Origin of the sequence: Streptococcus acidominimus (assembly GCF_001921825.1) — a bacterium.
GTDB lineage: Bacteria > Bacillota > Bacilli > Lactobacillales > Streptococcaceae > Streptococcus > Streptococcus acidominimus.
On sequence record NZ_MSJL01000033.1, the window covers coordinates 1 to 25906 of the forward strand.

General features: G+C 42.0%; 24 protein-coding genes. 5 read left to right on the forward strand and 19 right to left on the reverse strand.

Features of this window, described 5'->3' with window-relative positions; translation table 11 throughout:
- On the reverse strand, positions 1-417 hold a 417-nt coding region (locus tag BU200_RS07395; RefSeq protein ID WP_135052968.1), incomplete at its 3' end, for a transposase.
- 121 nt (positions 418-538) lie between these two features.
- Between BU200_RS07395 and BU200_RS07400 the strand changes: the two genes are divergently transcribed.
- Genes BU200_RS07400 through BU200_RS07415 form a run of 4 tightly spaced genes read left to right on the forward strand, consistent with a single transcriptional unit; the run spans position 539 to position 3696 of the window.
- Positions 539-1393: a DNA adenine methylase gene (locus tag BU200_RS07400; RefSeq protein WP_075099577.1), complete on the forward strand. Its 855-nt coding sequence runs from the start codon at positions 539-541 to the stop codon at positions 1391-1393.
- Positions 1383-2180, forward strand: a complete 798-nt coding sequence (locus BU200_RS07405) for a DNA-methyltransferase (RefSeq protein WP_075099555.1) — start codon at positions 1383-1385, stop codon at positions 2178-2180. The genes BU200_RS07400 and BU200_RS07405 overlap by 11 nt, the downstream gene beginning before the upstream one ends.
- Positions 2177-2785: a hypothetical protein gene (locus BU200_RS07410; protein WP_075099556.1), complete on the forward strand. Its 609-nt coding sequence runs from the start codon at positions 2177-2179 to the stop codon at positions 2783-2785. Before BU200_RS07405 ends, BU200_RS07410 begins: the two co-directional genes overlap by 4 nt.
- Before the next feature lie 2 nt (positions 2786-2787).
- A complete protein-coding gene (locus tag BU200_RS07415; protein WP_075099557.1) occupies positions 2788-3696 on the forward strand; it encodes a type II restriction endonuclease in 909 nt (302 codons plus the stop codon).
- Positions 3697-4187: 491 nt separating this feature from the next.
- Here the strand turns inward: BU200_RS07415 and BU200_RS07420 are convergent, their stop codons facing one another.
- From BU200_RS07420 to malQ, 5 genes are all read right to left on the reverse strand, one after another.
- A complete protein-coding gene (locus BU200_RS07420) occupies positions 4188-4805 on the reverse strand; it encodes a hypothetical protein (protein WP_075099558.1) in 618 nt (205 codons plus the stop codon).
- Between the two features lie 653 nt (positions 4806-5458).
- Positions 5459-7630: a PTS transporter subunit IIBC gene (locus tag BU200_RS07425; protein ID WP_075099559.1), complete on the reverse strand. Its 2172-nt coding sequence runs from the start codon at positions 7628-7630 to the stop codon at positions 5459-5461.
- 13 nt (positions 7631-7643) lie between these two features.
- Positions 7644-8432, reverse strand: coding sequence for an endonuclease/exonuclease/phosphatase family protein (locus BU200_RS07430; protein ID WP_075099560.1), 789 nt, complete (start codon positions 8430-8432; stop codon positions 7644-7646).
- A 17-nt stretch (positions 8433-8449) separates the two neighbouring features.
- On the reverse strand, positions 8450-10714 hold the full coding sequence (gene glgP / locus BU200_RS07435) for a glycogen/starch/alpha-glucan family phosphorylase (RefSeq protein WP_075099561.1): 2265 nt from the start codon (positions 10712-10714) through the stop codon (positions 8450-8452).
- Positions 10707-12215 carry a 4-alpha-glucanotransferase gene (gene malQ, locus BU200_RS07440; protein ID WP_075099562.1) on the reverse strand — a complete coding sequence of 503 codons (1509 nt, stop codon included), beginning with the start codon at positions 12213-12215 and terminating at the stop codon, positions 10707-10709. The genes glgP and malQ overlap by 8 nt, the downstream gene beginning before the upstream one ends.
- 176 nt (positions 12216-12391) lie before the next feature.
- Between malQ and BU200_RS07445 the strand changes: the two genes are divergently transcribed.
- Entirely contained in the window at positions 12392-13099 is a 708-nt protein-coding gene (locus BU200_RS07445; protein ID WP_075099563.1) for a GntR family transcriptional regulator, read from the forward strand.
- Between the two features lie 327 nt (positions 13100-13426).
- Here BU200_RS07445 and BU200_RS07450 read toward each other — a convergent pair whose 3' ends face one another.
- The 13 genes from BU200_RS07450 to BU200_RS07510 all read right to left on the reverse strand — a co-directional run bounded on the left by BU200_RS07450 (position 13427) and on the right by BU200_RS07510 (position 25569).
- A complete protein-coding gene (locus BU200_RS07450; protein ID WP_075099564.1) occupies positions 13427-13693 on the reverse strand; it encodes a type II toxin-antitoxin system RelE family toxin in 267 nt (88 codons plus the stop codon).
- Entirely contained in the window at positions 13683-13910 is a 228-nt protein-coding gene (relB, locus tag BU200_RS07455; RefSeq protein WP_075099565.1) for a type II toxin-antitoxin system RelB family antitoxin, read from the reverse strand. The genes BU200_RS07450 and relB overlap by 11 nt, the downstream gene beginning before the upstream one ends.
- Positions 13911-14200: 290 nt before the next feature.
- Entirely contained in the window at positions 14201-16315 is a 2115-nt protein-coding gene (locus BU200_RS07460) for an ATP-dependent Clp protease ATP-binding subunit (RefSeq protein WP_075099566.1), read from the reverse strand.
- Positions 16316-17375: 1060 nt separating this feature from the next.
- Positions 17376-18470 (reverse strand): nucleotidyltransferase, encoded by a 1095-nt coding sequence (locus tag BU200_RS07465; protein ID WP_075099567.1) that lies wholly within the window; start codon positions 18468-18470, stop codon positions 17376-17378.
- On the reverse strand, positions 18467-19204 hold the full coding sequence (locus tag BU200_RS07470; protein WP_280523048.1) for a class I SAM-dependent DNA methyltransferase: 738 nt from the start codon (positions 19202-19204) through the stop codon (positions 18467-18469). The genes BU200_RS07465 and BU200_RS07470 overlap by 4 nt, the downstream gene beginning before the upstream one ends.
- Before the next feature lie 207 nt (positions 19205-19411).
- A complete protein-coding gene (gene rsfS / locus BU200_RS07475) occupies positions 19412-19762 on the reverse strand; it encodes a ribosome silencing factor (protein ID WP_075099569.1) in 351 nt (116 codons plus the stop codon).
- 285 nt (positions 19763-20047) lie between these two features.
- A complete protein-coding gene (gene yqeK / locus BU200_RS07480; RefSeq protein ID WP_075099570.1) occupies positions 20048-20650 on the reverse strand; it encodes a bis(5'-nucleosyl)-tetraphosphatase (symmetrical) YqeK in 603 nt (200 codons plus the stop codon).
- Positions 20647-21279: a nicotinate-nucleotide adenylyltransferase gene (locus tag BU200_RS07485; RefSeq protein WP_075099571.1), complete on the reverse strand. Its 633-nt coding sequence runs from the start codon at positions 21277-21279 to the stop codon at positions 20647-20649. Before BU200_RS07485 ends, yqeK begins: the two co-directional genes overlap by 4 nt.
- Positions 21280-21320: 41 nt before the next feature.
- Positions 21321-21632 (reverse strand): ribosome assembly RNA-binding protein YhbY, encoded by a 312-nt coding sequence (gene yhbY, locus BU200_RS07490; protein ID WP_075099572.1) that lies wholly within the window; start codon positions 21630-21632, stop codon positions 21321-21323.
- A 14-nt stretch (positions 21633-21646) separates the two neighbouring features.
- A complete protein-coding gene (yqeH, locus tag BU200_RS07495; RefSeq protein WP_075099573.1) occupies positions 21647-22753 on the reverse strand; it encodes a ribosome biogenesis GTPase YqeH in 1107 nt (368 codons plus the stop codon).
- Entirely contained in the window at positions 22754-23281 is a 528-nt protein-coding gene (locus BU200_RS07500; protein WP_075099574.1) for a YqeG family HAD IIIA-type phosphatase, read from the reverse strand.
- 672 nt (positions 23282-23953) lie between these two features.
- On the reverse strand, positions 23954-24580 hold the full coding sequence (locus BU200_RS07505; protein ID WP_075099575.1) for a copper homeostasis protein CutC: 627 nt from the start codon (positions 24578-24580) through the stop codon (positions 23954-23956).
- An 80-nt stretch (positions 24581-24660) separates the two neighbouring features.
- Entirely contained in the window at positions 24661-25569 is a 909-nt protein-coding gene (locus tag BU200_RS07510) for a DMT family transporter (RefSeq protein WP_075099576.1), read from the reverse strand.
- Positions 25570-25906: the final 337 nt, after the last annotated feature.

Here is a 25906-nt window from a genome sequence, read left to right on the forward strand (position 1 = left end):
ACCTGAATGGGCAATCACTCCTTCATCTGTGAGATGGGCATAGAACAAATCAAACAACTCCTTTTCACGACCTGACTTGGTTAATTTCTCACGATAGAGCCAGATAGTTTTCGCATCGGGAACAGTGTCTTCATGACAACCAACAAAACGACGAAAAGATATACGATCCAGCAGTTGATATTCCATGGCATCGTCAGATAGGTTATGAAGACGTTGAAGCAAGAGCACTTTGAACATCATGAGATAGTCTAGGTGAGGACGACCGCCACGACTGATGACTTTATCTTTACGACTGAATAACTCTGACAACAAAGGAAGAAAGATATTCCAATCCATAACGGCATCCAAACGTTCTAAGGGATTGCCTTTCTCTGATAGTTTTGACAAGATTTTTTCATCGTCTGTGAATAAATGCATGACAGCTCTCCTCATTACTTTTTATTCCCCAATTATCTCATTTTGGGGAAATTTAGGAAGTTTTTAGAGGTCCCCTTAAGATTAAACAACTAAAAAAGCATGAATGTGGTATAATAAAATTATGAAATTAGTATTAAAACATCAAAAGAATTTACAACCTTTTACGAAATGGACTGGCGGAAAGCGACAACTGCTTTCAACTATCAAATCTCTTATGCCCGATTCCTACAATAACTATTTTGAGCCCTTTGTTGGAGGTGGAGCGCTGTTTTTTGAGCTATCCCCTCAAACAGCTTGTATAAACGATTTTAATAGCGAACTGATTAACTGCTATCAACAGATAAAGGATAATCCAACGGAACTAATTGATTTATTGATGAAGCATCAAAGGAATAACTCAAAGGACTATTATTTAGATTTACGCTCTGTAGATAGAGACGAACGTATCTATTCAATGTCAGCTACTGAACGAGCAGCTCGTATCATGTATATGTTAAGAGTTAATTTCAATGGTCTTTATCGGGTCAATTCTAAAAACCAATTTAATGTTCCATATGGACGTTACAAAAATCCTAAAATTGTTGATGACACATTGATTTTAGCTATTTCAGATTACTTGAATAAAAATAAGATTCAAATTCTGAATAGTGATTTTGAAGAGGCTGTAAAGTTTGTAAAATCTGGGGACTTTGTTTATTTCGATCCTCCCTATATCCCTCTTTCAGAAACTAGCGCCTTTACTTCATATACACATGAAGGATTTTCATATGAAGACCAAATTCGATTGCGAGATACTTTCAAAGCACTCTCTGAAAAGAGAGCTTTCGTAATGCTATCAAATTCATCTAGCCCATTAGTAGAGGAACTCTATAAAGACTTTTATATCCACAAAGTAGAGGCAATTCGCACTAACGGAGCCAAGTCTTCAAGCCGTGGAAAAATATCAGAAATTATTGTAACAAATTATGAACAATAACGAATATAAGTATGGAGGACTTTTAATGACCAAGCCATACTATCACAAAGATAATTCTATTCTTATTCATGCTGATACATTCGATTTTTTGTCGAAGATAAAGCCTGAAAGTATTGACATGATTTTTGCAGATCCGCCTTACTTTTTGAGCAATGGCGGAATATCTAATTCAGGTGGTCAAGCTGTTTCAGTTGATAAAGGACATTGGGATAAGGTTGATACACTTGAGGAAAAACATGAATTTAATCGAAAATGGATTCGATTAGCTAAACAAGTTTTAAAACCGAATGGAACGATTTGGATTTCTGGAACTTTTCATAACATCTATTCTGTTGGTATGGCATTAGAGCAAGAAGGATTTAAAATTCTCAATAACATTACTTGGCAAAAAACGAATCCTGCACCTAATTTATCCTGTCGCTATTTTACGCATTCAACCGAAACAATACTTTGGGCGCGAAAAAATGACAAGAAAGCTCGTCATTATTATAACTATAAATTGATGAAAGAATTAAATAACGGAAAACAGATGAAAGATGTATGGGTAGGTTCTCTAACTAGACAGTCTGAAAAATGGGCTGGAAAGCATCCAACCCAGAAACCAGAATATCTTTTGGAACGGATTATACTCGCTTCTACTCAGAAAGGGGATCATATCCTTGACCCGTTCGTCGGTAGTGGCACAACTGGAGTTGTTGCTAAACGATTGGAGAGAAATTTTATTGGAATAGACGCTGAAAAAGATTATTTGAAGATAGCTAAAGTAAGATTGGAGAAGGAAGAATGAAAAAAGGCGGTATTGGAGGAGCTAACACTAAGACAGGGTTAGCTTTTGAGTTGAAAACAGATTTCCCAACATTTTTAAATCAACAAAGTGGTTACAGTATTGAAAATATCGATTATGATACACGAAGAAAAAAAGGAGAAATTATTAAAGGAACTAAGCTACGTCCGCAGCCTTTTCGATGGAGAATCAATTTTTTAGGTGAGGAAGTTGGACAAATTTTTCAAAAAGATGGTTTATATCGTTATTTTGATGAAATTGAGGGCTATGATTATACTAAGTTAGTTTCGGCTAAATTGTTACCTGACGAAGCAATATTTGTTATCAATAAAAATACTGTTTATATCGTTGAAAAGAAAACGCAAAGTGGTGGCGGAAGTGTAGATGAAAAATTACAAACTTGTGATTTTAAACTAAAACAATACAAGAAACTTTTCTCTCCTCTGAACAAAGAAGTTTGTTATTGCTATTTACTAGATAAAGACTGGTTCAAACAACCAAGTTATAAGGATGTTTTAGATTATATTATCAGTGTTGGCTGTAAATATTATTTTAATTATATTCCATTAGATGCAATTGGTTTACCGTTACCATTGAAGGAGGAATAATCGTGAATTTACAAGATTATATAACAAAAGCACCCGAAGATAGGCTGGCAATTTTCCTATCTTCGCTATCTATTACTAATCGTACCCCAGAATATTATGTGAATTGGGAAAAGGTTGAACGTGAAACTAAAAGATTTGAACTTGAACTAAATACTCTCAATTACTTAGTTGGCAAAGAAAATATTTACAGCGAAGCACTTATTTTATTTTCGAGACAGCCTCAGCTGCTAAAAGCTATTCCTAGTCTAATTGCCAGTCGTGACAAAGTATTAAATATCCTCTCCATTACTGAAAATGATGACATGAAGTTTAAACAACTTGACTTTTCGACAATTGATCCGAATCAAATCAAAGACTATGTCGATTTTATCGAACAAGCTGGTTTACTAGATTTTTTACAGAATAAAGCTAAACGTTCGTTAGTAGATTACGTTTATGGAATAGAAGCTGGTTTGGATAGTAATGCTCGTAAAAATCGAAGTGGGACAACAATGGAAGGTATTTTAGAAAGACATGTAGAGAAAATTGCTCAAAAACAAGGACTAGAATGGAAAGCTCAGGCGACAGCTCTTTTCATTAAAGAAAACTGGAAAATTGAAGTTCCAGTTGATAAATCCGAACGCCGTTTTGATGTTGCTGTATACTCTAAAATACAACATAAGGTGTGGATAATTGAAACAAACTATTATGGTGGAGGGGGTAGTAAACTAAAGGCAGTTGCTGGTGAATTTACGGAACTTAGTCAATTTGTTACCACTTCAAATGACCATGTTGAGTTTGTTTGGGTGACAGACGGTCAAGGATGGAAAACTGCTCATCTACCTCTTTCAGAGGCGTTTGGACATATTGTTAATGTATTCAATTTGAAAATGTTGAAAGAAGAATTCCTATTAGATTTATTTAAAATATAGTCTCATTATCTCCTAAACATAATAATATACACAGAAACTTCCCATATATAGAACATTTAATTATAAGTTTCCCTTCGGCATTAGTCGCTCTCGTTTACATGCGTATAATTGATAAACTCTAAAAACGGCGATTGCCGTTTTTTTATCTATATTTTAGAACACCAATACTCAATAAAGAGCAAAAATAGATGAGGAAGCAAAGACTGTAGTAAACTTGGCGCACCGCTGCTCTGAACTCCTTTTGACTTTCGCAGAGCATAAGCTTATACTCCTCACTCCCTTTAACCACTTCCTTCCATCGATCCTTGTTGCTACAATTCTTTGATGATTTCTAACTTAACAGTTGAAACCATTTCAAAACTTTCGTCTAGCTCCCGTCTCTAAGTAAATGCTGTCAACTTATAATCAATGAAAATCAAAACAAGCAAATTGAATACAAGCTAGAAATTCAAAAAAAGCAGACAGCTGTCTACTTTCCTTGATATTCCTTGCTAATAGATACTTTTGATAATTTCAATTCGTGTTACCAAGTCGCCGTGCATATTATCCACACGGAGTGCTACGTTTTTCAGATAGACACAGGCACCGATTGAAATAGTCTTTTCTTCTTCGTTGAGTTTGCGGACGACGAAGTCGCGCAGGGTCTCTCCCTTTTCTCCTGGAATTTTCACCCGTGCAATGATATTGGCGACCTTAACTTTCTGACTTGCCCGCATCACGATATTATCAGAATCATCAAACTGGATGAAGAGATATTTTCGCACGGCAAATAGAATAGCGACCGAAACCATCCCGATGAGATAGTCCACACTTGAAGCATGCTCAACGATCAACTGGCGAGCAATGGCAACGAGTAGTACCTCAATCACCGTGCGTGGTGACTGCTTGCACAACATCTTGATAAACTCGACCCCAACTGCTAATGTAATCGTGCGTGTTAAAAATTCTTGGAGGAAATTCGTTCCCTGAATCCCATCTGGAATAGCCGATACCAAATCGACCAACAAAAGGAGTGATAAAATCAAGAGTGCAATTGCTAAAATCGCTGATAGAATCAATTCTAGATAATACACGACTTCTGTCACAATATTTTGTAAAAACTTTCTCATAGCCCCTCTTTATATGCTTGTTCTGATATGTTTTATGATTATTTTAACAACGTATCCCCTTTATAGACAAGGGATTTTTGAAATACGTTGCATTTATTTTATGCTAGCATAATTTTCAAAAAAATACAAGATATTGGACTAAAAAGTTCGGATAGTCATTTCGTTTATTTTTTTGTATTAGCTCCCCCAGTCTGGGGATAGACTGGGGGTGTGGGAAAGAAAGAAAACAAGATTTTCGGCAAAACAGGCTGGGAAGAGATTGGTGGTGACGGGAAAGAAGGAAAACAAGGTTTTCGGCAAAACAGGCTGGGAAGAGATTGGTGGTGACGGGAAAGAAAACAAGGTTTTCGGCAAAAGTCGCAGGTCGGAGGCTAAGACAAAAAGATGTTCATTTCAGAAATGCTGATACTCCCTATAAAAATCAAAATCTGAAACTGGCTAAAAACCTCCACTGGAGCTTTTTACTCAGCAAGACAAGTTAACGACGTCAGATTTTGATTTTTGACGAGTATGAATCAACATATTCTATCAATTAGCGTAATGAACGAAAAAGCGAACAAGAATAGATTCTGAATCACAGAAAATACAACTTGTTCGCTTTTTTTATATGAGATTTGACTTTTATCTAAGATAAAACCAAGGTTGTGAGAGTATTACAACTCCACTTGGGCAAGGACGGTATCCTTGTTGACCGTTCCGAGGTTTTGTAAGTGAACAGCCTTAATTTCAGCAGTATTGGTGAAGGCTACGACAATCGTTGTCTCACGGTCTGCTGATTTGATGGCTTCAAGATCTGCCACAAGGAGTAGGTCTCCTGCTTCTACACGTTGCCCATCTGATACCTTGATAGAGAATGGCACACCGTTCAAGGCAACTGTATCCAAGCCAACATGAACCAATACTTCAAGGCCACTGTCTGTCAACAGCCCTACCGCATGCTTGGTCGGAAAGACACTGGTGACAAGACCTGAAACCGGTGCATAGACATTGCCATTGGCAGGATCAACTGCATAGCCATCTCCCATCATTTTTTGTGCAAAGACAGGATCGTTGACTTCACTAATCGCCATTGCCTGACCGTCAGCTACGGAATGCACCTCCGCTACAATCCCTTTAAAGTGCTCTTCTACTGTCGCTGCTTCGTCGACCACGACACTGGTTTTGGGAATTTCAAGCCCAGAATCAAGCAAGTCTTGGATATCTGATTTTAGGACATCAGCTTTTGGCCCGTAGACTGCCTGTACACCTGACCCCTTGATAATCAAGCCCATTGCTCCTGCTTGCTTCCAAGCAGCTTCTTCACCGACTGTCTCAACATTCTTGACAGTAACGCGCAAGCGGGTCATACAGGCGTCAACCTCTGCGATATTGTCTCGACCACCTAAAAGGTTGATGATTTGTACAATTTGAGAATTGCCGTCTGCCACGCCTGCATCTCCTGAAACAGGTGTATCATCTGCTGTTTCAGTATCATAGTTTCCATTGCGACCTGCTGTTGCAAGGTTCATCTTCTTAATCATGAAGTCCGCTACAAAGTACATGAGGACTGCAAAGAGGGCAGATACCCAGATAAAGTTCAGAAGATCAAGCCCGATACCAGCTTTCAGTGCCATAGGGGCCCGTGTCAGAAATTCAATATTTCCGAATGAATGCACGCGCAGGTTCACAAGGTCTGCCATTGCAAAGGCCGCTCCTTGAATGAACGCATAGACTGCGTAAAGTGGCATGGCAGCAAACATGAACATGTATTCAATCGGTTCAGTTACCCCTGTTAAGAAAACGGCAAGGGCAGATGAGATAAACATTCCTTTGTATTTTTTCTTCTTATCAGGATCCACATTACGGTACATCGCAAGGGTCAAGCCCATTAGAATACCGGTTGAACCAATCATCTGTCCCACTTTGAATCGAGCTGGGGTGACCGTTGCTAGCAAGTCATTGTACTGACTGGTATCTCCTGCTCCTTTGAGGTTAATCAGGTCTGTAATCCAAGCCAACCAAAGCGGATCTTGGCCAAATACCTGCTGACCAGCTTGGGCACCTGTCATGATTTCATAGGTTCCACCTAGTGATGTATAGTTCATTGGGATTGTCAGCATGTGGTGCAAACCAAATGGCAATAAGAGACGTTCCAAGGTTCCATAGATAAATGGAGCAAGAACAGGAGCTGTATCCTGTGAATTGGCAATCCATTTACCAAAGCTGTTGATACCCGTTTGAACAAGAGGCCAGAAGATTGCTAGAACAAGGGCAACCACTACTGAACGATAAATGACCACAAACGGTACAAAGCGTTTTCCGTTAAAGAAGGTCAAGGCGTCAGGCAACTTGCGGTAATTGTAGTATTTGTTGAAAGCTGTCGCTCCGACAAAACCGGCGATAATTCCGACAAAAACACCCATATTAAGGGCTGGCTGACCCAAAACATTGACAAAGTAGTTGGCAACAGGGATCTGGGTTCCAAAGACAGTGCTAACGTGCGCCTCTGCGTCTGATAGCATGGCAACAGTAACCCCGAAAAAGTTCCCTGTAATCAAGTTAATGAGGATAAAGGCAAGACCTGCTGAAAATGCCCCTCCCGCACGCTCTTTTGCCCAACTGCCACCGATCGCAAGCGCAAACAAGAGGTGGAGGTTCCCGATAATTCCCCAACCGATCTGGGCAATGATATTACCGATCCGCGCCAAGAGCTCTGAATCTGCACTCAACAAAGGCAGGGAATTACCGATACTAACCATTAAACCTGCGGCAGGCATCACGGCAATCACGACCATCAAACATTTTCCGAATTTTTGCCAAAATTCAAAACTGAGAAATTTTTTCATTTCTATTCTCCTACTATTTTACATGCACTTCTAGACCAAAATGATCTGAAACAACCGCTTGATTTTCCCCATTGAAGATAATCCGACTCGAAAGGACTTGGCGTTCCTGATTTAAAAAGATGTAGTCAATCCTCTTTTCTGCACTATGACCGCTCCAGCCATCAATGGCTTTTGACACGGTAATCCCTGCGTCTTTTTCTTGAGCCAGTTCATAGGTATCCAGCAACCCCACCCCTTTTATCGCCTCGTAATCAGCTGGAGCAGAGATGGCATCCGTATTAAAATCACCCATTAAAATCTTCAAGCGAGAATGATTGGAACGCTCCACTATCGCCCGGAGATTGTCAATTGGATCTTCCTCTTGACAATCTGGCAGGTTCATGTGGCAGGAATAGCAGTCAATGAGCTGTCCCTGATAAGCAACTGTGATCCCAACAATCTTCCGAGACAGGATTGACTTGACCGTCTGAATACTGGTGCAGTAGAAAGGATCCACATCATAAACTGGTAGCTTGGTGAGAAAGGAAATGCCCTCATCGTACTTGTCATAGCCAATATGCGAATTACTCCAAAATAAGGAATACTTATCCTTGCTCAACTGATTGATTTTCTCCACCAGAAGCAAGCCATAATTATCTTCTTTTACATCCTTGGTCACTGGACGTGCCGTCATCAGCTGATTGACCTCTTGTAGAGCCACCACATCATACTGCTTTTCGGCAATCGTCCGAGCCAAAATATCCATTTTCTCTGCCTGATTGTCCTCCAACCAGGCATGAACATTGAGCGTTAGTAACTTCATGTCGATTTCTCCGACGATTAGTAACTATGCCAAATATCTTGATTGTATTGTTCAATCGTGCGGTCTGATGAGAAGAAACCAGCTTTTGCGATATTGTGAATCACTTTCTTGTTCCATGTATCTTGGTCTTCATAGTCTAAGAACACCTGCTCTTTAACAGCGATATATTCTTTCAAGTCGATCAAGGTCATGAACCAGTCCTTATTCAAGAGTTCTTGGTACAAGCGCTCCAAGCGCTCGCTATTGCCTAAACGGACCAAGTCCTCGCTGACGATAAAGTCAACTGCACGCTTGATGTCCTCATCATTTGCATAGTATTCACGTGATACATAACCAGCAGTCTCATACAAGTCAATAATGGTATCTGAATCCTTACCAAATGTATAGATATTGTCATCCCCTGCAAGTTCCGCAATCTCTACGTTGGCACCGTCCATGGTTCCCAAAGTAAGAGCCCCGTTCAACATGAATTTCATATTTCCTGTACCAGATGCTTCTTTTGAGGCAAGAGAGATTTGCTCTGAAATGTCGGTCGCAGGAATCAATTTTTCAGCGACAGTTACATTGTAGTTTTCCACCAAATGCACATTGAGGTATGGACTAACCTCTGGGTCATTGTTGATCAATTCTGACAAGCAGAGAATGAGGTGGATGATGTCTTGGGCAATGATATAGGCTGGCGCAGCTTTACCACCAAAGATAACGGTAATCTTGCGTTTTGGTAGGTTCCCATTTTTGATTTCCAAATACTTGTGAATCACGTAAAGGGCGTTCATCTGCTGGCGTTTATACTCATGGAAACGCTTGATCTGCGTATCGATAATAGAGTTTTCATCCAAGTCAATGCCCTTGTTATCCTTGAGGTAACGTTTGAGGGCTAATTTATTTTGGAATTTAATCTCGGCTAATTTGGCATGGACGGCCTTGTCGTCTGCATAAGCTAGTAGTTTTTCAAGCTCCATTGCATTTTCAAGGTAGCCATCTCCAATCAATTCCTTGATGTAGTCTGCCAAATCTTGGTTGGCAAATTCCAACCAGCGACGGAAGGTAATCCCGTTTGTCTTGTTGTTGAATTTCTCTGGATAGAGGTCATAAAAGACTTTCAATTCAGAATTTTTTAGGATTTCCGTATGCAGAGCTGCAACCCCATTGACAGAGTTAGAGAAGTGGATATCCATGTGGGCCATGTGAACACGACCTGTTTCGTCAATGATTTGAACGGCAGGGTCTTGATGATTAGCCCGCACCATAGCATCCAATTCCTTGATAATAGCAACCAAGTGTGGCACCACTTCTTCTAGGAAGGCAAGCGACCATTTTTCCAAGGCTTCCGCCAAAATGGTGTGGTTGGTGTAGCCGGTCATATTGCGGACAATGTCAACAGCTTCCACAAAGTCCAAACCATGTTTTTCTGTCAAGAGACGAATCAATTCCGGAATCACCATGGATGGGTGGGTGTCGTTGATTTGGACATAGGCGTATTCCGCCAAATCATGGAGGTTGCTACCACGCTCAAGTGCTTCGTCAATCAAGAGTTGAGCAGCATTTGACACCATGAAATACTGTTGATAAATACGGAGCAACTCCCCATTTTTATCTGAATCATCCGGGTAGAGGAAGAGGGTCAAGTTTTCCTTGATGTCTGTCTTATCAAAGGCAATCCCATCTTGAATCAAGTCATAGTTGACACGCTCAATATCAAACAAGTTGAGGTAGTTTTTCGTGTCTTTCTTGTAGCCCAAGATGTCCAAACGATCCAATTTAGACGTCAAGGTGAAGTCTTTGAATGGTACTTCATAGCTGATGTCTGTTGGAATCAACCATGATTGGTCTTCAATCCAGAAGTTTGGCTCTGCTTCCTGCTCATTTTTGTTAAAAACTTGCTTGAAGAGACCACAGTGGTAGTTAAGACCAACCCCTTCTCCGTTGATGCCAAGCGTTGACATTGAGTCTACAAAGCAAGATGCCAAGCGACCAAGTCCACCATTTCCAAGTGATGGTTCTGGCTCTACATCTTCTACTTGGCTAAGTGATTTACCAGCTGCAGCAAGTTCTGCTTGAATGTCCTTATAGACACCTAGGTTAATCAGGTTATTGGACAAGAGTTTTCCGATGAGGAACTCTGCTGAAATATAGTAGACTTTGCGTTTTCCGCTGTTTTTTGGTTTGCTTGCTGCCGCTTCTTTCACATAGCTCAAGAGTTGGAAATAGATTTCCTCATTGCTCAATTCGGCTAGTTTTTTGGCTGTATGTGCTTCTACAAATGTTGTAAAATTAGTCATTTTGTTCATTTCCTCGTTGATATAATCTAGTAATTTTCACTAAGAAGTCTTTCTTATCTTGGGTTAAATCTTCGGCTTTCATCCGCCATTGCCAGTTACCACCGATCGTAGATGGCATATTCATACGCGATGAACCCGGCAGATCCAAAATATCCTGCATGGTTGCAATCACAGTATCGCTAACAGTCGCAAACAAGACGCGAAGCATGGCCTGAGTGACTGGCTCAATCGGTTTACGGTTACTATAATCATCAACATATTCCTGTTGTTCTGCTGTCAAGGTATTATACCAACCGTTGATGACATCATTGTCATGCGTGCCTGTATAAGATACGGAATTTGGAATGCAACGGTGCGGACTGTCAATACTCTTACCGTTGACATCTTCCAGACCAAATTGCAAGATTTTCATACCGGGATATCCGCAGTCATTCAACAATTTTCTCGCTTTTGCATCAATATTTCCTAGGTCTTCTGCAATGATCGGTAGGTCGCCAAGGGCTTCCTTGACCACTTTAAAGAGGCTGTATCCGGGACCTGGCTCCCATGTCCCGACCTTTGCTACCGTAGCATCTCCTGCCACCTGCCAGAAATCAGAGAAGCCTTTGAAATGGTCAATCCGCAAGACATCATAGAGTTTGAAACTCTCATGAATGCGATAGATCCACCAGCTAAAGCCTGTCTTTTCATGTTCTTCCCAGTCATAGAGTGGATTGCCCCAAAGCTGACCATCTACGCTGAAGTTATCCGCTGGTACACCCGCTACATAGAGGGGCTTGCGCGCACTATCTAGCTTAAAGAGGTGAGGCTTGGTCCATACTTCTACGCTATCTGCCGAAACATAGATCGGCATATCCCCGATAATCTTGATATGATTCCGGTTGGCATAGGCTTTCAATTCCTTCCATTGACTAAAGAAGAAATATTGGGTTACCTTGAAGTAGTCAATCTGCTCTGCCAAGTCTTGACGGTATTTTTCAAGCGTTTCTTCATTGCGGGCAACGACTTTCTTGTCCTCCCACTCTTGAAGTGCCTTGTTTCCAAAATGTTCTTTAATGGCCATAAATTCGGCATAGTCATTCAACCATGATAAATTGGCCTTTTCAAACTCTCTAAATGCTGCAATGTGTTTGTCTTGGGCTAAAAAACCTTTTACCGCCATTTCCAGAATAGGACGGCGTGCGGTAAATAACTGAGCGTAGTCAATCACTTCGGGATCTTCTCCAAAGTTTACTTTCTCATAATCTTTGACTTGCAAGCAACCGGCTTCAACCAATAAATCAAAATCGATCAGATTGGTATTTCCTGCAATGGCAGAAAAGGATTGGTAGGGAGAATCCCCATAGCTGGTCGTTGTCAAAGGAAGGATTTGCCAGTAGGTTTGCTTTGTTGCCACCAAGAAATCTACAAAATCATAGGCTTCTTTCCCGAATGTTCCGATACCAAATTTTCCCGGTAGGGAGGTAATGTGCATCAGAACACCACTTGCACGATTTGTCATATACGTATTCCTTTCTTTTGCCTTACTTTTTCATTCTAACGCAAACGTTTGCTTTTGTCAACAACTTTTACGTAACAGTTTGGTTCCTCCCGTCATTTTAGGCGATTTTCAGTACTTGTACGTATAAATATTGTTACTTTTATGGTATACTACTAGAAAAGAGAGGAAGAGATGTGATGAGTAAGTACCAGACCGTCTATGAAGACATAAAAGAAAAAATTATCACAGGCGTATTTCCAGCCAATCAGGAACTGCTCAGCGAAAATGAGCTGATGCACCACTATCATTTCTCAAAGGATACCATTCGCAAGGCCCTATCACTGCTGGAACGCGATGGCTATATCCGCAAACAGCAGGGACGGAACTCCGTTGTGCTAGAACCACAATTGACCAAGCCACAATCCCTATCTGCCCTCAAGACTGTCGGTGAATTGAACCACCCTCATACCCATGATGTCAAAACCGAACTAACCAGCCTCTACATTGTCCAAGGAGAAGCTCTCCTGATGGAGGCATTCCAAGTTGATGACAGCGTTGATTTTTATCGCGTTGGACGCTCCCGTACGATTAACGGAGAATGTGTCGAGTATGAGATTTCCTATTTCGATCGGCGAATCGTCCCCTACCTCAATCGGGACATTGTAGAAGGATCAATCTACCGCTATCTCGAGCAAGAGCTAGACCTGACAATCAGTCATTCACAGCGCGAAATTTCCTTCCGCTATGCCAATGAGGAAGAAGGCAAGAGCCTTGATCTAGGCGACTACGATATGGTAGTCGTTGTCACCAGCACCAGCTACCTCGACGACGGTCGCCCCTTTCAATACGGTAGCATCAGCTATCGCCCCGACAAGATCACCTTTACTTCGACCGCCAAACGCTAAGAGGCAACAAAAAGAGGGAGGCGAGGACAAAAGTCCTCGCCTCCCTCTTTTTTCAGCTCCTAGATACCATTCTTTTGTTATCTCAATATCAAATACGCCAAATTACGAACCCACTTTTTTTCGTATTTCATTTTAACATATAAAGTATAAGCAAGCATGGTCTTTAAAAGGAGGTATTAAAAGATAGTAAGTTTATAAGTTCAGCAGGCAAAAGTAGCATAGTTTACAGCCACACTTTTTTGATTGCTGATAAGACTAATATACCACAAGTTACTGCCTTTTACTGCTTGCTACTGCGTACACAAAAAGCCCGACGTGTACTAGGCTTTATTTATAAATCTCTTTCCTGTGCCCAATCTCAATGGCTAGGATAATCAGTTTGTCGTCTTGAATGTCGCAGATAATACGGTAGGTTCCTACTCGATAACGCCACAAGCCTTTGAATTTCCCCGTTAATGCTTTTCCCAACTGTCTTGGATTAGTCAAACCGTCAAGGCGTTTTTTCATGTCTTTAGCCAGCATTAGTCCGACGTGCTTATCCATTTTTTTCAACTGTTTCCTTACCGATTCGCTGATAACTAGCTTATAGCTCATTTTCTAGCTCCTCAATAATATCGTCTATTGAGTGAATAACGGGATTCTTTTCAAACTCTTCGAGAGCTTGAACACCGATTGCATAGTCTAGCTCGTCTTCTATCTGCTCTGCCAATGCTGTTTTGAACAATTCCGATAGCGTTTTACCTGTATGCACTGCATAGCTTCTGAAAAGCTCTTCCTCTGCACTATTTAATCTTAATGATACTATTCCCATAAGTATTACACCTTTCTTTTGTAATACATTGTAAAACATTTATTTAATTTTGTCAATCGTCAATACCACCTAACTGATAGTTTTTTGTCTATTTCGGTATCTCTTGGCGAACTCTAGTAAAGTCTGCTCTCCAGCTTACCTAAATCAATTTTTATACTAATAGCTTATCCCACGTTACACCTCATCTAATTGATTATAGTGCAAGTTCATATCTGGCAATAGTATGACGCTAAAATATAAATATGAATACGTTTCAGACCATTTATTCAACTTAGTATCAGGGAAATGCACTACGAGTTTTTAACGGGCTTTGTATCTTGTTCTTGAATCTTTAGCTCACCGTCTACCATATCTGCGAGGAGCTGCTTCGCTCCCAAGTGGTCAAGGTAGAAGTCGGTCACCTTGTCCCGAATTTCTTGCTCTATCACACGGCGGAGCGGGCGTACCCCCATCACTTCATCATAGCCCTGCTCAATCAGGTATTCCTTAGCGCTAGCTGTCACTTCTAAGTGCATGTCTTTTTTCGCCAACAGTTGGTTGACTTCCGCCAACATCAGCTCAACGATAGCTGCTAAATCTTCTTTCCCAAGGTGGACAAATTCGATAACCGCATTGAAACGATTGAGGAACTCTGGACGGAAGAAGGGTTTGAGACGCTCCATGATTTCGGATTTGTCGTCATCACTCTCGGCTCTTTCATAGCCGAAACCTGCATTTGAAGTGGCAATAATAACGGTATTTTTGAAGTTCACTGTATTTCCCTGTCCATCTGTCAAATGCCCGTCATCCAGAACTTGTAGTAGAAGGGTGATCACCTGTGGATCTGCCTTTTCAATCTCATCCAGAAGCACGATAGAGTACGGATTTCTGCGTACACGCTCGGTCAGCGTGTTGCTATTGTCATCATAGCCCACATATCCTGCGGTGGTGCCAATCAATTTGGAAACGGCTGTCCGATCGCTATACTCCGACATATCCAAGCGAATAATGGCATCTTTTGTCCCAAATAAATCCAGTGCTAGCTGTTTTGCCAACTCGGTCTTTCCAACCCCGGTCGGTCCAACAAAGAGGAAACTACCGATAGGTCGGTTCCCCTCGTCAAAGCCAGCACGATTTCTACGAATAGCACGGGATACAGCCTCTACCGCATCATTTTGACCGATAACCTTGGTCTTGAGACGACGATTCATTTCTTTCAAGCGTTCGATGTCGCTTGACCCCATTTGAGAAACTGGAATCCCTGTCATGCGCTCAATTGACTCTGCTATATCATTGAGACTAGCGGTCACCTTGGTATCTTCAGCATGGTTTTTTATCTGTTTTTCCAATTCTTCAATACGAACTTTCGCATTCAAGGCTGCTTCATAGTCCTCTTTTTGTACGGCTGTCTCTTGTTTTTCCTTTTCTTGAGCAATCTCTGCTTCAAGGGTATGAATATCCGTCACAGGATGTTGCGCCGCCAAGTGAGCTGCCGTCACATCCAGCAAGTCAATCGCCTTATCTGGCAAACTCCGTTGCGGAATGTATTGAACAGAGTAGTCCACTGCTCCCTTTAAAACCTCATCTGGCAAGATGACATTGTGGTGCGCCTCGTACAAGTCACGGATTCCTTGAAGGATTTTGTAAGTATCTTCGGCTGATGGTGCATTGACCTTGACCTCATTGAAACGGCGCGCAAGAGCAGCATTTTTCAAAATAGTATTGCGGTACTCATCCTGAGTCGTTGCCCCAATCACCGTCAACTCTCCCCGAGAAAGGGCTGGTTTCAAGATGTCTGCGAGACCCTTCGAGCCTCCCTCACTCGTGCTACCTGCACCAAGAATCTGGTGAATTTCATCAAAGAAGATGATGACATTTCCCATTTCCTTAACTTCTTTCATCAGATTTTGAATATTTTCCTCAAAGCTACCACGGTACTGGGTTCCTGCTTCAAGCCCTGAAATATCAATCGAAATCAATTCCTTATTTTTAATCGCAGCTGGTACATCACCCCGCACGATTGCTTGGGCAAGCCCTTCCACAACTGCTGTCTTACCTACCCCAGCATCCCCGACTAGCACGGGGTTGTTCTTGGTTCTGCGAGAAAGGATTTCCGCAGTTTCTTGAATTTCCTTATTGCGTCCAATGACAGGATCAAGCATGCCTTCTCTTGCTTCGGCTGTTAAATTGCGACCGAGCTTCGCAAGAAGACCATCTTGTTTGAAATGTGAATGATGGGTGCTCTCTTCTTGCCTTTCTGCTGGTGGCAATTGACCTGTTGCCCGATACTTGGCAAATTCTTCTGGTGTCACTTCGCGACCATTGATGAGATAACGGCGACTTTCTGTATTATAACCACCCATTCGTCCCATCAACTGATTGAAAATATCATCCATATTATTAAAATTATGATAATTGTTGTTCATATACATACCTCGTTTTATTATTTTTGACGTTTACTGACCTTTTCTTTTTAAAAAAGGGCAGTTATTCTATTTGACTTTCTTTGACCTTTCTTACAAAAGAAATCAAAGCTAGGCTTCACATCATTTATTTCCTTTCATTTGATGTTTACTGACCAATTCTTCAAAAAGAAAAATTCTTTTATCTACATTAATCGGACATTCCTCAATAAAAACAAACTTGGTTTGATTTTTATTGAGCATAAGGTTTCCCAACCTTATAGTGCTAGTATACAGCATTGGTCAGTAAATGTCAATAGTTTTGTTTGACTTTTTTTGACCAATTGTTATTGTCCCTCTGGATAATCAGAAACAGCTATCCTGCCTACACAAAGAAACGCAAGCTCAAATACATCAAAATATTTGATTTTTTGAAAGGTTGGGTATACAATAAGGTTGAAAACGTTTCCGATATCAAAAATACTCCCCTCTGGCAACAAGCCTATTACTACAAAGGAAATAAGGATAGAGCGATTCTTGCTAAGGGATAATCTGTATTTTACAAAACATCAAGTAAGAAATAGGACGAGTATGTGCTTGCTTTCGCAAAGCGCGCATTGACTTTATAATAAAGTATTCAGGGAGGTGTTCACCGATGAATCATAAGACTAAGAAAATGGGAATATTTATTCTGGGTATCCTTGTAGGCTTGCTTCTAACCCCCTTTGTTCGGCAACCTATCGTATCGCTATTAGAATACCTATTTGGCTAATATAGCCATTTAGTTTATATTTTTATTACTTCGTTAACTCGTCTTGCTGTACCCCAGTACTACCTGCGACTTTTAACGAAAACTTCGTTTTCTTCATTTCCCACCTCAAACAGTCTCTCCCCAGACTGTTTGAGCTAGTACTAAAAATAAACTAAACAGCTATAACATCATTTTTTCCTAAAGACGTAGATAGGAGCTTCTATCACCCCACTCAATAAGGCTGGCCCCTAAGGTCAGCCTTATTGCTATTACTAAATGAAAGAGGGTAAGTTACACATCCTTCCCCTCTTTCTATCATGATTTCCAATCTAACTATCTTTCAAGGCCTAGCGGTACTCGCCCAATATTCTGCTCCGACAGCAAGGGATGCCCCAGTTGGTAAATCCTATCAGCCTGCTGGCTTAGAGGATCCCACGGCTCTTTCCCGATTCGGCTGATGAGTGGAACTTCTTTCTTTAAAGTCGCCAAATGCTTGCGTCCTTGCTCCGTAAAACCAAGCACATGAATAGCTTCTGGTAGTGGTCTTTCACTAGCATGTACCAAGATATAGGTCAGGAGCCTGCGCACTCGCGCCTTGGTATAGCGCTTGGTCGCAATCTTATCAACCAGCTCCTCGATAGAACTAGCAGTTTTTATCGCTTCTTTGATACGACTTGCCATTTCTTGATTGACTTGGTAGATCCCTGTCAAATTAGGATGAGAGAGAATTTGATAGCGCAAATAAGGAAAGTAGTCCGTCCACGAAACATGAGCTACTTGCTGAATCAAATCCGCACTCGGGCTAAAGGTTGCTAGAAAATCTAGATCATCAATCCGACTTCTCAAAGCTGTCGCCGAAGCAAAGCCCCCCTCACTAGCCAAGGAATGAAAACCTGCTCCTTTTCGCTGAATCGGCTGCAGCCTAATCCCTCTTCCTGCAACGGCTTTAGCGTAGGCTAGGGCTAGAATATGATTGGGTGTATTCCCCGAAAAGCTAAGACCTGCAAAACTCTCCCACATAGCCTGCGTTTTTTGAGGATAGCTAAGACTATCGGGCAAGCGGGTCATAAACTCCGCCATTTCAAGACTGTTTGCCTCGTAAAGCTCTGCTATTTTTCCATAATCCACCAGTTCCTCTGATCCGAATGCCAGCTGGTCAATCCCTAGTCGAGCCAAAATGTCTACTGCACCTTGAGCGAAAAAGTCTGCTGCCTGTACACTGACTAAAAAGGGCAATTCGACTACCAAGTCCGCTCCATTTTCGAGTGCCATTTGTGCTCTCGTCCACTTATCCACAATCGCAGGTTCACCCCGCTGGGTAAAATTTCCGCTCATGGCAATAATCTTTAAACCTTCCACCTGCGAGAGCAGGTAGGCATGCCCATTGTGAAAGGGATTGAACTCTGCAACGATCCCTGTAACGGTCATTTTTCTGCTACAAAGAACCAGCGAGCGCTTGTCTCTGTCGGCTCCTTGTCCTCAAAATCAGCATATACCTTGATCTTTTTAAAGCCAGCCTGCGAAAGTAACACATCATAGGTCAAAAGAGTGTAAGTTCGCTCCTCATGGACTTCGTCAACCCGGCTGAAGCGACCATCTTCCTCTTGTACAAAGAAGGTCAACTCGTGCACGATAGAATGGGGTACCTCATCAGCATAGGTATCCCAGACAAAGGCAAAGTCTTCCGCATTTTCATGATAGCTATAACCCGGAAAGACCTCATCCATTTGGTAGATGGAATGCACATCAAAGAGAAAGCGCCCTCCCTCATTGAGATGTTGGTAAACTTCTTCAAAGACTTGACCAAGCTCAACTTCGTCCTCCATGTAGCAAAGTGAATCCGAATAACAGGTTACAATATCAAAACGATCGAGGCTAGACAAGTCCAACATATTCCCCTCTAAAAAGGGAATTGCCAGTCCTGCTGCCTGACTGCGCTTTTCTGCCAAGTCCAACATCTCACGACTAAGATCCAGACCTGTCACATCAAAGCCTGCTTTCTTAAAACGAATAGACTGAATCCCTGTCCCACAGGCTAATTCAAGTAGTTTTGTCTTTCCTTTTGGAAAATGTCTCAAGCTAAACGCTGTCCATTGATCGTATAGACTATCGTCCATAATGGCATCATAGACTGCAGCAAAGGTTTCATAAGTTGCCATCATCTTCCTTTCTTTTCTTGAAAAACTCATCCTCTCACCAGCAAAGAGAGCCTTCGTCTTAGAGAAGGTGTCGCTCACCACTTCGCCAAGTACGAAAGCTAGCCTACTGTTGAGATTACTGGAGTAGCTGCTATCTCTCGCATTGTAGCAGCTATTCTTTCTTATAAGAGAGGCTCATATATCCACTTATAACATTAAAGTAAATAAATCTTATAGCCACTCCGATATGTCAAGATTCTCTGCTTCATGCCACAATTTTTCAAGATTGTAGTGGGCACGCATTTCTTCTGCGAAGATGTGGACAACGACACCACCAAGATCTAAGAGTACCCAGCCACCTGCTGCGTCACCCTCCATTTGGCTCGCCATAAATCCGGCTGCTTTGACTTGTTCACGAATATTATCCGCAATCGCTTCTAGCTGACGGCTGTTCATGGAGCTAGCAATGACAAAATAGTCTGTCACACTGGTCAAGGTTGTCACATCAAGTACGATAATTTCTTCTGCACGTTTTTCATCAGCCGCTTTTACGACCAATTCTACTAATTCTTTTTCTTTCACACTTTACCTCATTATATATAGTTAACAACTATTCAGACCCTCTATTCACAGATGGTTCTTTCCATTCAAGTCTTGTTTCTCGCTAGCCAGCATTCCTTTTCAATAGAGCACCAGTAGTCCTTTAAAAGGATCCTACATTCACCTATCCGTTTGCTTGTGTTTTTTTCACACCAGCACGGACTGGGGATAAATCAATGCGGTAGCTCACTTTTACCGGTCGCAGATTTTACTATCTTTCCGTATCACTCTTCCTCACCATACATCCAAAGAAGACCGCACACAGTTTTATTTTTTCTGGGTAGGATGCTTCAAATAGCCGATATAAGCATTATAGGTTTCAATGGTTTGGGGATAAATCGGAATCCCCTTTTTAGCTAAATAGGCTACGGTATGGGCTGTCTCAAAAGCCACCGCCTGCTCCAAGGATAGCTTGGCGAGGCTTCTCGCCTCTTCTACTTGGGGAAAGTCACGGTTTGGCTCAATGTAATCTGCTACATAAAGAACCTTGTCGAGCAAGGTCATCTGCGCCGCCCCCACTGTATGGCGTTGAATGGCTTGCAAAATCTCTTGGTCTTCTAACCCAAAGTCCTGACGGATTTTGTAGGCTCCAACCATGCCATGCCAGACATTATTGCCCCAAACTTTCAAATCTTCTCCCAAGTGGTACTGGTCAATCAGGTCCAGAAAGACTTGATCAGCCACTTCCTTAGCATAATCATGGAGGAGAGCTGCAAGGCTTGCTTTTCGTTCATCGCAACCATACTGGCGAGCCAAGTCAAGCGCTGCTGCTTCTACACCAAGAACATGCCGAAAGCGTTTTTCTGACATGGCAGCGCTGATTTTTTCTAAGACCTGTGCACGGTTAAAAGACAAATCTGCTCCAATCATTTGTAAAGTCCTTTTTCTTCAATATAATCCAAGACCTCATGGGGCAGCATAAAGTTCGGCACGCGCCCTTGCTGGATAAATTGACGCACCATGCTTGACGAAATGTCCATCAAGGGAACGTCTACCCAAATAATCGGATAGGAAGTTCCTGCCTTATAGCGCGGACGCTGTACCCCGACAAACTGCACCAGCTGAAGCAAGTCATCAATCCGATGCCATTTAGGGAGATAGTCTACCATATCCGCACCAATGATGAAATAATAGTCCGTATCTGGATTCTTTTCTTTCAAGAGTTTCATCGTGTCATAGGTATAGCTGACACCTCGACGCTCCAGCTCAATCGTTTCAATGCCTAGACCTTCGATTCCTGCAATTGCCATTTTCAGCATATTGTAACGGTGCCATTCGTCAATCGTTTCTTTTTTATCGACATGAGGCGGTAAAAATTCTGGCATCAGCAAGACTTCATCTAGTTTCAATTGTTGCCGAACTTGGTCAGCCACTATTAAATGAGCATGATGAACAGGATTAAAATTTCCTCCTAAGATCCCAACCTGCTTGCGATTTGTTTCTTTCTTTTCAACTTCCAACTCAACCTTTGTAAAGGGTGTTAAGAGCTCAATTGCCATTCCAACTCCTTCTCCAACTCTGTCATTCTTTGGCAAACCGACTAGATTTCTCTCACCTTGACAGAAAGTTTGCGATTTTCTTTCTTGCTTGATTGCTTGAAGAGAATCAAGGTCCGACCAATCTTTTGTACGGTATCCACCCCGATTTCTTCTTCCAGTGTTTCGGCTACATCATGAATATTTTCATCCGTATTCTGTAAAAGTGTCACCTTGATCAACTCTCGTCTATCCAAGGCCTGACGAACACTGGTCTTAATCTGGTCATTCAAGCCATATTTCCCAATTTGAATAATGGGTTTCAAGCTATGCGCCTGACTGTTGAGAAAGGCGCGTTGTTTCGATGTTAGTGTCATAGTATTTCCTTTTTCTATATAATCGCTTTGCGGGTAACAACGCCGACACCTTTTGGCGCCCACGCTGCAACCTTAGCCACTCCATTGATACGGATCCAGCCTAAACCTGAAAAGACAATGTCCGTCTTTTCAGTAATGGTAAATTCATGCCGTACCAATTCTGGAAAATCCGCTAATTCTGAACCAGTTGGCGGCAGCAACAAACTACCCACATGCTTTGTATAAAAGTCGCTCGCACCTGCTAACTTGGTACGGTGAAGGGGTAATTCATTGTCAAAAAAGGCGGTAAAACCTTGCTTTTCCCCAGCTATAAAATCAAAGCGACCCAAACCAGCTAAAAAGAGGGTCTGCTCTGGATTTAACTGATAGGTTTTAGGCTTAATCTCCTTGCGGGGACTTGCAAATTTCAAATACTTGGCAGACAAATAATGGGCCATTTGATGGCGATGAATGATACCAGGCGTGTCGTAGATATAAGAACCATCATCTAGGGGAATTTCAATCTTGTCCAAGGTTGTACCGGGGAAACGAGAGGTCGTAATCACGTCCTTATCCCCTGTAATTTCCTGAATCATTGCGTTAATCAAGGTTGATTTCCCGACATTGGTCACACCGACTACGTAGACGTCACGTCCCTTGCGGTACTGCTCAATCTTATCAATCAATTCCTTAATGGCATACTTGTTTTGGGCAGATGTCAGCATCACATCAACAGGACGCAAGCCCACTTCATGAGCTCGTTCTGTCAGCCATTGAGTGACTTTGCCCTCCTTAACAGACTTGGGTAAAATATCCTTTTTGTTACCGACCAACAGGACATCATTTCCCGATACAAAACGGGGTAAGCCAGGAATGATTGAACCATTAAAGTCAAAAATATCAATGACATTGACCACCAAGGCATCACTTTCACCTACACTATGAAGCAGTGTTCGAAAGTCGTCATCTGAAATATTGACATCTGAAATTTCATTATAGTGACGGAGACGGAAACAGCGCTGGCAGTAAACCTGACCTGTTTCCAGTCCTTTTTCCAAAGCAGACTGGGGGGTATAACCGATCCCCTCCTTTTCCTTGGTCTGAATCAAGGATCCGCAACCAATACAATACAATTCTTCCACTTACATTTCCCTCTTATAGTCAAATGCGCCATACTTGGCGATAATTCTCTTCATCATTCGGCGCTCACGCCAACGGTTAATCTGGGTGTTAATCGAATCCGTCTCAATGAGCGGTCGGACCAAGACAGAGCGGATACCTGCCCGCTTGGCTGCCCGAATATCCGTCATGAGCTGGTCTCCAATCATAATCGCTTCCTCTCGCTTGATACCAAAGCGTTTAATGGCACGGTCAATTCCAAAAGTAAAAGGCTTCAGAGCAAAGGCTTCAAAGTCAATTCCAAACCGTTCCACTGCTCTCTTCACTCGCTCATATTTATTATTCGAAATAACCACTACATGGATTCCCGCATCACGCAAGTCATGAAGCCATCTGCGCATCTCCGGGGTTCCATCCGGATTGTTCCAGGCAATCAAGGTATTATCTAGATCCACAAAAACCGTCCGAATGTGGTATTTTCGCAAACTCTCTACTGTCACATCATAGGCTTTTTCAAGCACAAAATCTGGCATGTAATTCTCAATCGTCACACTATTCTCCACTATTTTGAGAGTGAGCCGACACTGATTATCTTGCAAATTTATCAGTCTCACTCTCTCTTTTTCACAAGAATTGATACTCACCAAACATCAATAAGCAAAGAATTGGAGTTGCCCTCGTAGCTTCTTTGAATTTGATTTTTATAGAGTATGAATCAGTTTATTCTACCATAATTTAAAGTAAATAGCGAATGGAAAACAAAAGGCGCCTGATGTATATCAGATACCTTTTCTAGCTAGCTCTAGAAGCTCTCTCTTTCTGTTTGAGCGCATCTCCTTTCGAGAAAGTTTTCATACTTGAGACAATGCTAACTACAATGACCACCCTAAGCAGGCTAATCGCTTGCTTAGCAAAAACCTCTTTACAGTACCGAAAATAAGCTACTATTTATCTCCTTTGAAAAAGAGACTGACTATCAAACTCTTTGCCCTCTTTTGAGTGCCTGTTCTTTCCATCAGCACTCCTACTGCAATTGAGGCGAGGAAGTCACTTCCCACCTAGCTACATGCAAAGCAAGACGAAAAGCCCCGTCCGAAAGTGTTCCTCGCTCTTATTGCTACTAAGGTAACAATCCTATTCGTCAAGAAAGCGGGTAGGTTACCATTTTTGACAATGGAAAAACAAACAGTACTCCTCAAGAGGAAGTAGAGGTCGCTCCAGCATTACCAGAACAAGCGTGTGCCGTGAACTTGTGTGACGCCAAGTTCTGTCATCAAACGCTCTGCATTGTCCCGAGTGACACCACCTCCGATTAGGATTTCAATGCGACCATCCGCATGCGCAATCAATTCCTTGAGCCAGGCTACATTGTCACTAGCAGCCCCCTGAACACCACCGCGTGTCAAAATCCGTGTCACTCCCTGCTCCACTAACCAATCCATTGCTTCAAACTGCCGTTTACGCGGAATCAGATCAAATGCCATATGAAAGACAGTCTCACAATTTCCTGTCTCTTCTAGCAACTGAATTACAAAATCCTCATCTAACCAATTATCTTCGGTAAGGGCACCAAACACCAGACCATCCGAACCCAAATCACGGGCAATCCTGGTATCTTCTAACATGATCTTTTTTTCAGTTGCATCATAGCAAAAATCACCACCGCGAGGACGGACCATGGTCATGACCAATACTCCTTGTTCATGGGCTAGATTGCATACCGCCCGAATAACTCCATGGCTGGGAGTCGTTCCTCCCACCGCTAAATTATCACATAGCTCTATCCGACCTGCACCTAAAGCCATTGCATGCGCAATCCGCACATGATTCTCCGCACAAAATTCTTTCATTGAGAACCTCCATTATGTAAGCCTTTTCTTTTAGTATAACATAAAAAGGAGCAAGTGGCATCCTTACTCCGTCATTGACATCATCTTTCTTCTTTTTTTGCTACAATCATATCTTTGACTGAAACGAGTAATACTGATAGTACAATCAGAAGCATACCGACCCAATCCATCGGATAGAAAGTTTCATTCACTACCAGAACCGCAAAAAAGACGGAAGCAATCGGCTCGATTGAGGCAAGTAGACTTCCATTCACCTGACCGACCATACTTACACCTTTTAAAAAGGCGGTATAAGCAAAGACCGTTCCAACTCCTACGATACCAACCAAGCCCCAAAAAATCTCACCATTAAAAGGCATAGTATATTTCCAAGGCTGAAAAATTAGTCCTACTTCAATAGATCCCAGTAACATCGAAACACCGATCACAACCAAACTCCCATATTGCTTAATAATCGCCGTTGGTAAAATGATGTATAGGGTATAGGTCACCGCAGAAAAGAGGCCCCAAAATAAGCCCTTGGGTGTCATTGCTAACTGATCAATCTGACCGTGGGTCGCAATCAAAAAGGTACCCGTAACCGCAAGGAAGATAGCAATCACTTCAACCACCGTTGGTTTTTGTCTCTGTTTTAAACAGACATAGGCCAAAACCAAGATGGGACACAGGTACTGCAATACCGTTGCCGTCCCGGCATTGGTATGATAAATGGCCATTAGATAGGCTACCTGATTTAAGACCAAGCCAAACATCGAAAAGAGCAATAAACGAACCAACGCCCGCTTATCTGTCAATAATTGCTTGAGCTGTTGCGGACTTTGATAGGCCGCTAGGGCAACCAAAACAACCCCAGAAATCACCAAACGCAAGACAGTCAACATCTTTACATCCACTCCCTGCGCCATGACCAATTGCCCACTCACTCCTGATAACCCCCAAGCAATCCCTGCTATCAAGGTCAAAAGAGTCCCCTTCATCTTCTCACTCATGTCTCCACATCCCCTCTGTTTTCAATCCTCCCTATTGTATCATAAAACAAGATACGAGGGCGTTAAAAGCACACAGTGAAAACATACTAAGCTTAGTAGAGAAGAATTCTCCGACGGGAGATAACTTCTCTACTTTTTCTTTATGATAAAGTAGAAGTGTCTTGTTATGTCGTATTTCCTTTTGACGCTTGACGTCGTAGTGAAAACAGACAAGACACTTGTTTTAGGCAGAATTTTATCAAAGTATGTGGGACGCCCGACGTCGTGTATTGAAAATGAAATCACTAAAACAAATCATCATTCAAGACAAAGAGGTAATCATCATGCGAGTAGTATT